The sequence below is a fragment of the Lonsdalea britannica genome, assembly GCF_946477055.1.
GTDB classification, from domain to species: Bacteria; Pseudomonadota; Gammaproteobacteria; order Enterobacterales; family Enterobacteriaceae; genus Lonsdalea; species Lonsdalea britannica_A.
This window is the reverse complement of the sequence record NZ_CAMKXG010000106.1, coordinates 1-11,107: the sequence shown is the minus strand read 5'-3', so window position 1 is coordinate 11,107 and position 11,107 is coordinate 1. Positions and strand designations below refer to the sequence as shown.

Sequence of the window (11,107 nt, the reverse complement as noted above, 5' to 3'; positions counted from 1 at the left end):
AGATCCTGCTCGGCAATACCATCGGCCCCATCGCCGCCTCGGTGCCCATGTCCGTGGCCGCTATCGCGTTCTACGCGCGGCTGGTGGATAGCGCGCTGCGGGAAGTAGATCCGGGTATTGTGGAAGCTGCAGAGGCATTTGGCGCGAGTCCGATGCGTATCATCGGCACGGTGCTGCTGCCGGAAGCGCGTTCCGGGCTGCTGCGCGGCCTGACGATTACGTTGGTGAGCCTGATCGGCTACTCGGCGATGGCGGGCATCGTTGGCGGCGGCGGTGTCGGGGATCTGGCGATCCGCTTTGGCTACTACCGCTACGAAACGCAGGTCATGGTGGTGACGGTCATTGCGCTGGTGATTCTGGTGCAGATCGTACAAACGCTGGGCGACTGGCTGGCGAAACGGGCCGATAAGCGCGAGCGACGCTGATCGTACCGGGCGCGCCTTTCCCATCGTCGTTCGCGGCGCTGGGATAGGCGCCCCTTATCCTCTCTTTTTTCTTCGATTCTCCCCGCAATCACTGTCTCCTCTGATCGATTTTTCCTCACGTTTGAGTAACTTTACACACTAAGACGTTTTATTACGGCACGTGAACGGCTACTTTTGAGTGTGTCAGAATATGTCTGCATAGAGTTCCTCTCCGTAGTTAACGACTTAAGGACAGAGCTGCTAACCGATGAAAATCATGATGCGTTTTCCCCGCTTACAGGCCGGTATCGCCAGCCTGATCTTCGTAACGGTATTTCCCGCGGTCGCGGAACAAGCGCCGCCTGCGCCGCAGATAGACGCCAAAGCCTATATCCTGATGGATTTCCATAGCGGGCAGGTGCTGGCCGAATCCCTGGCGGATGAGCGGCTCGATCCCGCCAGTCTGACCAAAATCATGGCCAGCTATGTGATCGGGCAGGCGGTGAAAGCCGGCAAAATCAAAACGACCGATGTGGTGACCGTCGGAAAAGATGCCTGGGCGACCGGCAATCCGGCGCTGCGCGGTTCCTCGCTGATGTTCCTGAAGCCTGGCGATCAGATTGCCGTCTCAGAATTGAATAAAGGTATCGTCATTCAGTCCGGCAACGATGCCAGCATCGCGCTGGCGGACTATGTCGCGGGCAGTCAGGACGCGTTTGTCGGGCTGATGAATCAGTACGTGAAAGCGCTGGGATTGACCAACACGCATTTCCTCACCGTTCACGGTCTGGATGCGGAGGGGCAATACAGCACCGCGCGAGACATGGCGCTGCTGAGCCGGGCGCTGATTCGCGACGTGCCCGATGAATATGCGCTGCACAAGGAGAAGTCTTTCACCTTCAACAATATCCGCCAGATGAACCGCAACCGCCTGCTGTGGAGCAGCAATCTGGCGGTAGACGGAGTGAAGACCGGTCATACCAATGGCGCAGGTCATAATCTGGTGGCGTCCGCCACGCAAGGCGAGATGCGCCTGATTTCAGTTGTGCTGGGTGCGCCGACCGATACCGTACGCTTTCGCGAAAGTGAAAAGCTGCTGACCTGGGGATTCCGATTTTACGATACGGTCACGCCTCTGCGCAGCGATACGGTGCTGACGACGCAACGTCTGTGGTTCGGCGAGAGTTCACAGGCACGCTTGAGCGTGGCGGAAGACGCGGCGCTCAGCATTCCAAAAGGGCAGGGCAAAAATCTGCGAGCCAGCTTCACGCTCAACACACCCTCGCTGAAGGCACCGCTGAAAAAAGGGCAGGTCGTTGGGACGGTCGATTTTCAGCTGGACGGAAAATCCATCGCACAGCGTCCGCTGGTGGCGATGGATGACGTTCAGGAAGCCGGGTTCTTCAGCCGCATGTGGGATGCGGTGCTGATGAAGCTGAATCAGTGGTTTGGTGGTCTACTGGGGTAATGGCGAGGCTCGGCATGTCCGGCAGATCGGGGGTGAGTAACTGAATACCCTGTTTGGCGCAATAGTGAATGTAGTCGGCGGCCGGTAAACGGTCGCTGACCAGCGCATCGAAGAGCGTCAGTTCGCCGATGCGGGCCGGGCTGCGTTTGTCGAATTTGCTGTGGTCGACGACCAACACATTGCGTTGGCTGGCCGACAAAGCGCGATGTTTTATCGCCAGTTCGGCGACATCCAGACAGGTGGTACCTACCTGAAGATCGACCCCTTCCGCAGAGATAAACGCGATGTGCGGGCAGAGATGATCCATGTCGTGCTGGTGGCCGATAGGGGTGAACAGAGCTTTGCCTGCGTTGAACAGTCCGCCCAGCAAGATAGCCTGACACAACGGCTTATTTTGCAGCGCCATAAAGGTATTGAGTGAGTAGCAGACGCCAGTGAAGCAAACATCATCCGGGATCGCTTCAATGATGAAACTGGTTGTGGTGCCGCAGTCGAAAAAAACGATGTCGTTGGCTTTGACTAACAATGCCGCTTGCTCGCCGGTTTGGCGTTTCTCTTCCACCTGACACTGTTCACGCTCGGCAACGAGATAACCGCCGACAGCGTGACTCCGGGGATCGCTGACGACATAGCCGCCCAGCAGCATCACGCTCGTTTCCTCGCTGTTCAGGTCGCGTCTGACGGTCATTTCAGAAACGCCCAGCAACAGCGCCGCCTCTTTGAGGTGCATTTTGTCGGTTTTCTTCAAGGCGTGAGCCAGTGTGTTCAGCCGTTCGATGCGGCGCATTACCATGATGGTCCCCAGTAAATAGTGTCAAAATAAAAAAGTGCAGCGCGAAAGGTGCCCGCCTCCGTGTTAACTACGGACCCCATCGACAGCGATAGGCTGACGCCAACGCGAGGTGGCCCAAGTTCAGAGGTCTAGAAGGTGGCGCACAGCGTGTTCTGTGTGCCGGGCCAGAGTGCGGTCAACCGCAGTCTGAAGCAGCAGGAACAGCCATGTTCATGCGGGAAATAGCCTGAGCCGGTGAGTCGGCAGACGGGACAGTAATATAGCGGTTTAGCTAACGGTGGTGCAAACAGACGGTGATAAACTAATGGAATAAGCATTTAAATAAGTATAACTAATTACAAAAGCAGGTAATTAGTGCCCTATGCAAAAGGCTCTGGCGGTGGAAAGTGGGAGCGTATAACGGGAATTCCTTGTCGCTATTTCTCAATAGAAACGTCCCCCGATAGCGCAGTTTTGGATGCTCCGTGCGGTGGATAAACACAAGGTTCGTCCACCGCATGGAGCCTGACGAGTGACGCCTGTCTCTGTACGTTAATCTCCCGCTAGAGCGGAAGCTCCGGCCAGATAATCACAATCAGCGAGCCGGCCAGCGTAAGGAGAACATTGGCGATGGCATAAGTTCCCGCATAGCCGAGCGCCGGAATATTGCTGCGGGCGGCATCGCTGATGATATCCATCGCCGGGGCGCAGGTCCGGGCTCCCATGATCGCTCCGAACAGTAACGCCCGGTTCATACGCAGAATGTAAGCGCCGAACAGGAAACAGATAAATACCGGCACCAGACTGACCAGTAGCCCGGACAGCAGCATTTGCAGACCAATGGCGCCGAGACTGCTGTTGATCGTGCCGCCTGCGCTCAGTCCAACGCCAGCCATGAAGACCATCAGACCGAACTCCTTCACCATATTCAGCGCCCCCTGAGGGATGTAGCCGAAAGTCGGGTGGTTGGCGCGCAGAAAGCCCAGCATGATGCCCGCAAACAGCAGGCCGGCGGCGTTACCGACGCCGAACGAGAAGTGGCTGAACTGGAATGAGATCAGTCCAATCATGATGCCGATAATAAAGAAGGCGCAAAAGGCGAGCAGGTCGGTGAGTTGGCTGTGGATGGAAATAAAGCCGATCCGGTCTGCAATGCTTTTCACCCGTCGGGTATCGCCGCTGACCTGCAAGACATCCCCTTTGTTCAGCACCACACCATCGTCAATCGGCATTTCAATCTGGCTACGAACAATACGGTTGAGAAAGCAGCCGTGGTCGGTCAGTTTAAGCTGGCTGAGGCGTTTGCCGACGGCGTTGTGGTTCTTCACCACAATCTCTTCGGTGACGATACGCATATCCAGCAGATCGCGGTCGAAGACCTCTTTGCCGTCGCGGAAGTTGGGATTGAGCCGCGCGTGCGCATCCGGATAACCCACCAGCGAGATTTCGTCGCCCAGTTGCAGCACCGCATCGCCATCCGGGCTGGCCAGAATACCGTTACGTCGAATCCGTTCGATATAACAGCCGGTCTGACGGTAGATGCCCAGCTCGCGCAGGTTTTTGCCATCGGCCCAAGCGACCAGCTCCGGCCCGACGCGATAAGCGCGGATAATCGGCAGATAAATCTTACGCTGGCTGTCGGCGTCCAAACCGCGCTCGCGTGCGATTTGCTGGGCGCTGGTCGGCAGATCCTGATGCTGCAATTTGGGCAGATAGCGTGCGCCGAAGATCAGGCTGACCAAGCCGATGAGGTAGGTCAGGGCATAGCCCAGACTCAGGTGTTCCTGCTCGATGCCGAGCACGGGCGTGGCGCCGAACGCGTTCCTCAGCGTATCGCCTGCTCCGACCAGTACCGGGGTTGAGGTCATGGATCCCGCCAGCATCCCGGCGGTGAGTCCGATCCCCCAGCCGAAAACCTTGCCTAAGATCAGAGCGAGTACTAGCGCGCTGCCGACCATAACCAGAGCCAGCATCAGATAGTTTTTGCCGTCGCGGAAAAAAATTGAAAAGAAGTTGGGGCCAGCTTCGACGCCTACACAAAAAATAAACAGCATGAATCCCAGGCTAAGGGCTTCGGCATTAATGGTGAAATGTTGTTGTCCCAGAAACAATGAGACCACTAAAACTCCAATAGAATTACCGAGTTGTACTGAACCTAGCCTTAACTTCCCCAAACAAAGACCCAAACACAGAACGACGAACAGCAGCAGAATGTAATTCCCGTTTAACAAATCAGCGACGTTTATATTCATGGGATGCAACTTATTTTTTACTATTAAGTTCTTGATATAAAAGTAATTTAGGCTAAATTTACTCCATTACAAGGACGCTGGCGTCGACAGCAGAGTTGCATGAAATGAAGGGAATCAGCCGTGTCTGTAATGATTGGTGTGGCGGTCGCTATTCTAGAAGTTTATTTGCGTTACAACCAGCTGTGTATGCAGATAAAACGCGCCAAGAGCACCGTCTTGGCACATCAGGGAAATACCATGATTGGTGGCCTGTGCTTTATGACGAGGTCGGAAGGTATTGTCACCTGTTTATAGTGAGAAGGCGAAGCATGGCAAACAATAAAGGTTGGATTGGGATAATCAGTTGTATGGTGTTGTTTACGCTGGTTTTTCTCAGTCAGAAAATGATGTCGTTCAAAGTAACGACGGTACAGGGCGGTAATGGCGAGCCGGGCATGTTGTTGTTTTTGCTACCGGGTATGATCTCCAGCTATCTGACGGGGTGCGACAGAATGCGTTACACCCTAATTGGCGCCTTGACGGCGGTTCCCATCTGTCTGTGGCTGCTGCGTGCAGGCCATGCGTCTTGCGGGTCATTCTGGCAGGATCTGGCGTATGTCGTGGTGTCGGTGTTCTGGACTTTGCTGGGTGGATTGCTGCTGCTGTTTCTGAGGGCGGTGATGCGTCACTTCTTTCGCTGAGGAAACGTGGGGGCTTTTCTTTCCTCGCAGAGAGCGAAGTCTCGATGGTGACTGATCCCTGAGCGTAAAAAAGGCGCGTGAAGCGCCTTCTGTCTCATCAATTATCGATTAAGTGACGTTGTCACTTGAACAGATTCAGATGTTCTTTCGCATAAGCTTCAAAATCCGTGCAGCCGCCGATGTGCTGCTCATCCAGGAAAATCTGCGGAACGGTTTCCACCGGTTTACCGACGGTTTTTGACAGGTCTGCTTTGGTGATCCCTTCCTCCTGAATATCAACGTAGCGATAGCTGAAGTCATCGCGCTGAGCGGTCAGTTTTTCCGCCAGTTCTTTGGCGCGTACACAATAAGGGCAACCAGGACGTCCGAAAATTACAGCAAACATGCTCACTCCTTCATTCAATCTCAAATTTAGCCAACCCTTTTACTATGCCCGGACGAAAACGCAATAAAAAGCAGTCATTGCCTGTCGTATTGATGCCCTCAGGCTATCAGTGCCGCCAAGAAGTCCGATGCTCTCCGTTGTGAGCCGGGCAAGCTGTCTTATAATTGTGGGCTGAGCGACGCCCGCTGTCGCCATTGTCTCTGTCGATTGCCGCGCCCATCGCTGTCCATTGGCGCGTCAGCTACTTTCATCACGCGTAAGGATCGCCATTGTGACTCCCACTATCGATTTACTCTGTCATCACCGCTCCATTCGCCAGTTTACCGACCAACCGCTGACCGATGACCAACGTCAGGCCATTTTTCAGTCCGCCCGAAGCGCCTCGACCTCCAGCATGTTGCAATGTGTCTCCCTGATTCGCATCACCGACAATGCGTCTCGTCAGGCGCTGGTAACATTGAGCGGTGGTCAGGCGTATGTGGCGCAGGCGCCGGAGTTCTGGGTGTTTTGCGCGGACTTCAATCGTCACCTGCAAATCTTCCCGGAAGCGGAAGTGGGGCTGGCGGAGCAGCTGCTGCTGGGCTGCGTCGACACCGCCATTATGGCGCAGAATGCGCTGGTGGCGGCGGAGTCACTCGGGTTAGGCGGCGTGTACATTGGCGGAATCCGCAACCATATTGCGGAGGTCACGGCGTTGCTGGAACTGCCTGAGCAGGTGCTGCCGTTGTTCGGCCTGTGCCTGGGCTATCCGGCGGCCCAGCCGGGTCAAAAACCGCGTCTGCCTGCTGAGCTGGTGATCCATGAAAATACCTACGCGCCGATGGATAAAAGCGTGTTGGAGAAGTATGACCAGCAGCTGACGGAATATTACCAGCAGCGCGGCGACAACAAGCACAGCGGCAGCTGGAGCGACCATGTCCGAAAAGCGCTGGCGCAAGAGCAACGTCCGTTCATGTTGAATTACCTGCACTCTCAGGGATGGATTAAACGCTGACGCGAGCGGTGTGCGGTCTGAATCCGGGCGCTTTTCTCCGACGGCCTGTGGGGCGCAAACGCCAAGGCAGGCAGGCGAACGTCGCGCACTAAGCGATTTCCAGTGGCAATGAGGACCGCTCAACGAGAAGCCGACCCGGCGAACGGCAAAAACAGGGGGACTCGGCGGTGTCGCTCTTGATATACTAGACTCGCGTTCGGGCACCGTGTCAGGCAGCGAATAGGCGATAGCGCTCAACCCGTTTTGCGCCGTCGTTGTTGTTCGACTGCCCGGTGGTTGTACGTCACTTCCCGCAAGCTGATGCGCAGGCCTGGTTCTGTCGCCGCCGATTCTACCGGCGGGACGTTGATAGAGGGCATTCGCGCACGATAGTCTGGCGGGCCGGTGTTTTTTTTCACTGATGGGTAAGTAATGAGGCAAGTTTATATGGATTCAATCATCGTCCCTGATTTGAATGTGCTACGGCGGTGGCTGGATCAACTGGGCATCATTTATTTCGAATGTGACTCCTGTGAAGCGCTGCATTTACCGCATATGCAAAATTTCGACGGCATTTTTGATGCCAAGGTCGATATCGTCGATAAGGTCATCGTGTTTTCCGCGTTGGCGGAAGTGAAGCCGACGGCACTGATCCCGCTGGTGGGCGACCTGAGCCAGACCAACGCCAGTTCTCTGACGGCCAAGGTATTTCTGGACATTCAGGACGACAACCTGCCGAAGCTGATCGCCTGCCAGACCTTTAGCGCAGGGGCGGGGATCAGTCTGGAGCAGTTCCGTTACTTTATGCAGCAGGCCGAAGAACAAACGTCGATGGTGATTATGGAAGCAGGTGCAAACAATCTGCTGTTTATCGGTGATGAAGAAGAGAGTCCTGCTAGTCGTGCTATCGCGCCCAGCCTTCATTGATCGTGTTATTAATCAGTCAATACCATCGCATTTTCTTATTTTTGACCCTCCGAGTTTTATTTTAGCTTTTTCGCCTATTTGCCATATATTCCACGGCATTTAGGCGACATTGGCCGAGCAGTATCAACCAAATACCCCTAAATCATTCATAAACCCCGGTTTTACTCCCCCTCTATGGTGCCTCCAGTTCAGTCCGGTTATGCTTTAAAGCGGCAGTTATGCCTGCGGTCCGCCGTGTTCCGACGGTCATTCGCTATACTGAATTCTGACGCAAGTCGATGAAAACACATTGCGAATGCTGCCCTGGTCGACACACTCGCGTTATCGATAGATGCACAGTCAATCCTAATTATCCCCTGAGATGGAGGAATGAACGGATATGTTCACCCAACGTAAAAAATGGTTGTCGGGTGTGGTTGCCAGCGTGCTGATGGCGGCGTCCGCCACAGCATTGGCGGAAGATAAAACGCTGCATGTCTACAACTGGTCTGACTATATCGCGCCGGACACGCTGCAGAATTTCCAGAAAGAGTCGGGCATCAAAGTCGTTTATGACGTGTTCGACTCCAACGAACTGCTGGAAGGCAAACTGATGGCAGGCAGCACCGGCTTCGATCTGGTCGTGCCTTCTGCCAGCTTCCTGGAGCGCCAACTGAGCGCGGGAATTTTCCAGCCGCTCGATAAGAGCCGACTGCCGAACTACCAAAACCTCGATCCTGAGTTGATGAAACTGATCGAACCTCACGATCCGGGTCATCAATACGCGGTGCCGTATCTGTGGGCGACCACCGGTATTGGCTACAACGTCGACAAAGTCAAAGCGGTGCTGGGCAAAGACGCCCCGGTGGACAGCTGGGATCTGGTGCTGAAGCCTGAAAACCTGGAAAAACTGAAAAGTTGCGGTGTTTCCTTCCTCGACGCCCCGGCGGAAATCTATGCCACCGTGCTGAATTATCAGGGTAAAGATCCTAACAGCACCAAAGAGAGCGACTACACGCAATCCGCCAACGACCTGCTGCTGAAGCTGCGTCCGAGCATTCGCTACTTCCACTCCTCGCAATACATCAACGATCTGGCTAACGGCGATATTTGCGTCGCGATTGGCTGGGCTGGGGATGTGATGCAGGCGTCAAACCGCGCCAAAGAGGCGAAAAACGGCATCAATATCGGCTACAGCATCCCGAAAGAGGGCGCGCTGGCCTTCTTCGACGTGCTGGCGATCCCGAAAGATGCCAAAAATCTGGATGAAGCCTATGCGTTCCTCAACTATCTGCTGAAACCGGATGTGATCGCCGGGGTTACCAACTATGTCTATTACGCTAACCCGAACAAGGCGTCCTTGCCGCTGGTGAAAGACGATGTCAAAAATAATCCGGGCATTTACCCGCCGGCCGACGTTCGCGCCAAGCTGTTTACGTTAAAAGTACAGTCCCCGAAAATCGATCGCGTGATCACCCGTTCGTGGACCAAGGTCAAAAGCGGTAAATAACGGCCATTCTGACCTTGGCAATCAGGCGGCGACGTTCGCCTGATTGCCCCTTCATCTGTCGCAGTCCGGAGACTGTGATGTATCTTGCTTCTGCCGGAGAGCATTATTTGTGAACGAAGCGATTTCCCGCCCTCAGCCTAAAACCCAAAAGGCGGCCACTCCGTTGCTGGAGGTCCGCAATCTGACCAAATCCTACGACGGACAACTGGCCGTCGATGACGTCAGCCTGACCATCTACAAGGGTGAACTCTTCGCTCTGCTCGGTGCGTCTGGCTGCGGTAAATCTACGCTGCTGCGTATGTTGGCCGGTTTCGAACGCCCGACGCAGGGGCAAATCATGTTGGACGGCCAGGATCTGTCGCTAGTGCCGCCCTATCTGCGTCCTATCAATATGATGTTCCAGTCTTATGCGCTGTTCCCCCACATGTCCGTGGAGAAAAACATCGCGTTTGGCCTCAAGCAGGACAAGCTGTCACGCGGCGAGATCAAAGATCGCGTGGCGGAAATGTTGTCGCTGGTGCATATGCAGGAGTTCGCCAACCGCAAGCCGCATCAGCTTTCCGGCGGTCAGCGTCAGCGAGTCGCATTGGCGCGCAGCCTCTCGAAACGTCCGAAGCTGCTGCTGCTGGATGAACCGATGGGCGCGCTGGACAAAAAGCTGCGCGACCGCATGCAGCTCGAAGTCGTCGATATTCTGGATCGCGTTGGCGTGACGTGTGTCATGGTCACCCACGATCAGGAAGAAGCGATGACGATGGCAGGGCGTATCGCGATCATGAACCGCGGCAAGTTTGTACAGATCGGCGAGCCGGAAGAGATTTACGAGAATCCGACAACCCGGTTCAGCGCGGAGTTCATCGGATCGGTGAATATGTTTGAAGGGCTGTTGCAGGAGCGTCAGGACGATGCGTTTATCGTGCAAAGCCCGGGGCTGGTGCATCCGCTCAAAGTGGCTTCCGACGTCTCGGTCGTGGACGGCGTACCGGTGTCCATCGCGCTGCGCCCGGAAAAAATCATGCTGTGCGAAAACGTGCCGGAAGACGGCTGCAACTTCGCGGTGGGTGAGGTCGTCCACATCGCTTATCTGGGCGATTTGTCGATTTACCACGTTCGCCTTCAAAGCGGGCAGATCATCAGCGCTCAGTTGCAGAACGCCTATCGCTATCGCAAAAATGCGCCGACGTGGGGTGATGAAGTGCAATTGTGCTGGGATGCGGACAGCTGTGTGGTGCTGACGGTGTAGCAAGGGGAGCACACATCAATGACGACCTTATCTGAACAACATCAGACAACGGGAAAAACCGTCGGCCTGCTCAGGCGCTGGCGGATGCTGCATGGACACAAAGTGGTGATCGCGCTGCCGTATTTTTGGCTGCTGTGTCTGTTCATGCTGCCGTTCCTGATTGTCTTCAAAATCAGTCTGTCGGAAATGGCGCGGACGGTGCCGCCGTATACGGACCTGATGACATGGGCCGATGGAACGCTGAACCTCGCGCTGAACATCGGCAACTATTTGCAGCTGCTGGCTGACCCGCTGTACATCGAGGCTTATCTCCAGTCGTTGCAGGTTGCGGCGATTTCGACGCTACTGTGTCTGCTGCTAGGCTATCCGCTAGCCTGGGCGGTCGCGCACAGCAAGCCGTCGACTCGCAATATTCTGTTGCTGCTGGTGATCCTGCCGTCGTGGACGTCGTTCCTGATCCGGGTTTATGCGTGGATGGGGATACTGAAGGAAAACGGCATCCTGAACAACTTTC

10 protein-coding genes and 1 pseudogene are annotated in these 11,107 nt (G+C 55.2%); 8 read left to right on the top strand and 3 right to left on the bottom strand.

Going from position 1 to position 11,107, the window contains the following annotated elements:
* A partial coding sequence (locus tag Q7O77_RS09075) for a methionine ABC transporter permease (RefSeq protein WP_304166010.1) occupies window positions 1-425 on the top strand: 425 nt, incomplete at its 5' end.
* Window positions 426-684: 259 nt separating this feature from the next.
* Window positions 685-1,872 (top strand): serine hydrolase, encoded by a 1,188-nt coding sequence (locus tag Q7O77_RS09070; RefSeq protein WP_304166013.1) that lies wholly within the window; start codon window positions 685-687, stop codon window positions 1,870-1,872.
* Here Q7O77_RS09070 and deoR read toward each other — a convergent pair.
* The gene (deoR, locus tag Q7O77_RS09065; RefSeq protein ID WP_304166008.1) at window positions 1,808-2,665 is read right to left on the bottom strand and encodes a DNA-binding transcriptional repressor DeoR; all 858 of its coding nucleotides are present in this window, start codon (window positions 2,663-2,665) and stop codon (window positions 1,808-1,810) included. The two genes, Q7O77_RS09070 and deoR, sit on opposite strands and share 65 nt — an antisense overlap.
* A 542-nt stretch (window positions 2,666-3,207) precedes the next feature.
* Entirely contained in the window at window positions 3,208-4,896 is a 1,689-nt protein-coding gene (locus tag Q7O77_RS09060; RefSeq protein ID WP_094117489.1) for an aspartate:alanine antiporter, read from the bottom strand.
* Window positions 4,897-5,204: 308 nt separating this feature from the next.
* Between Q7O77_RS09060 and ybjM the strand changes: the two genes are divergently transcribed.
* Window positions 5,205-5,576 carry an inner membrane protein YbjM gene (gene ybjM / locus Q7O77_RS09055; RefSeq protein ID WP_304166006.1) on the top strand — a complete coding sequence of 124 codons (372 nt, stop codon included), beginning with the start codon at window positions 5,205-5,207 and terminating at the stop codon, window positions 5,574-5,576.
* Between the two features lie 121 nt (window positions 5,577-5,697).
* Here ybjM and Q7O77_RS09050 read toward each other — a convergent pair whose 3' ends face one another.
* Complete coding sequence (locus Q7O77_RS09050) at window positions 5,698-5,961, bottom strand: GrxA family glutaredoxin (RefSeq protein ID WP_026740479.1); 264 nt, start codon at window positions 5,959-5,961, stop codon at window positions 5,698-5,700.
* A 271-nt stretch (window positions 5,962-6,232) separates the two neighbouring features.
* On the opposite strand from Q7O77_RS09050, the gene nfsA reads away from it, so the two are divergent.
* The 5 genes and pseudogenes from nfsA to Q7O77_RS09025 all read left to right on the top strand — a co-directional run.
* Complete coding sequence (nfsA, locus tag Q7O77_RS09045) at window positions 6,233-6,955, top strand: oxygen-insensitive NADPH nitroreductase (protein ID WP_304166001.1); 723 nt, start codon at window positions 6,233-6,235, stop codon at window positions 6,953-6,955.
* A 426-nt stretch (window positions 6,956-7,381) separates the two neighbouring features.
* Window positions 7,382-7,861, top strand: a complete 480-nt coding sequence (locus tag Q7O77_RS09040; protein WP_304165998.1) for a YbjN domain-containing protein — start codon at window positions 7,382-7,384, stop codon at window positions 7,859-7,861.
* Between the two features lie 379 nt (window positions 7,862-8,240).
* Complete coding sequence (potF, locus tag Q7O77_RS09035) at window positions 8,241-9,350, top strand: spermidine/putrescine ABC transporter substrate-binding protein PotF (RefSeq protein WP_304165995.1); 1,110 nt, start codon at window positions 8,241-8,243, stop codon at window positions 9,348-9,350.
* A gap of 109 nt (window positions 9,351-9,459) precedes the next feature.
* The gene (potG, locus tag Q7O77_RS09030; RefSeq protein ID WP_304165992.1) at window positions 9,460-10,593 is read left to right on the top strand and encodes a putrescine ABC transporter ATP-binding subunit PotG; all 1,134 of its coding nucleotides are present in this window, start codon (window positions 9,460-9,462) and stop codon (window positions 10,591-10,593) included.
* Window positions 10,594-10,611: 18 nt separating this feature from the next.
* Window positions 10,612-11,107, top strand: a pseudogene (locus tag Q7O77_RS09025) (putrescine ABC transporter permease PotH); the annotation flags it as partial.

Bases quoted from the DNA above. Each gene is read 5' to 3' on its own strand.
- Q7O77_RS09070 (WP_304166013.1), top strand. From the start codon at position 685: ATGCGTTTTCCCCGCTTACAGGCCGGTATCGCCAGCCTGATCTTCGTA.
- deoR (WP_304166008.1), bottom strand. From the start codon at position 2,665: ATGGTAATGCGCCGCATCGAACGGCTGAACACACTGGCTCACGCCTTG.
- Q7O77_RS09060 (WP_094117489.1), bottom strand. From the start codon at position 4,896: ATGAATATAAACGTCGCTGATTTGTTAAACGGGAATTACATTCTGCTG.
- ybjM (WP_304166006.1), top strand. From the start codon at position 5,205: ATGGCAAACAATAAAGGTTGGATTGGGATAATCAGTTGTATGGTGTTG.
- Q7O77_RS09050 (WP_026740479.1), bottom strand. From the start codon at position 5,961: ATGTTTGCTGTAATTTTCGGACGTCCTGGTTGCCCTTATTGTGTACGC.
- Q7O77_RS09040 (WP_304165998.1), top strand. From the start codon at position 7,382: ATGGATTCAATCATCGTCCCTGATTTGAATGTGCTACGGCGGTGGCTG.
- potF (WP_304165995.1), top strand. From the start codon at position 8,241: ATGTTCACCCAACGTAAAAAATGGTTGTCGGGTGTGGTTGCCAGCGTG.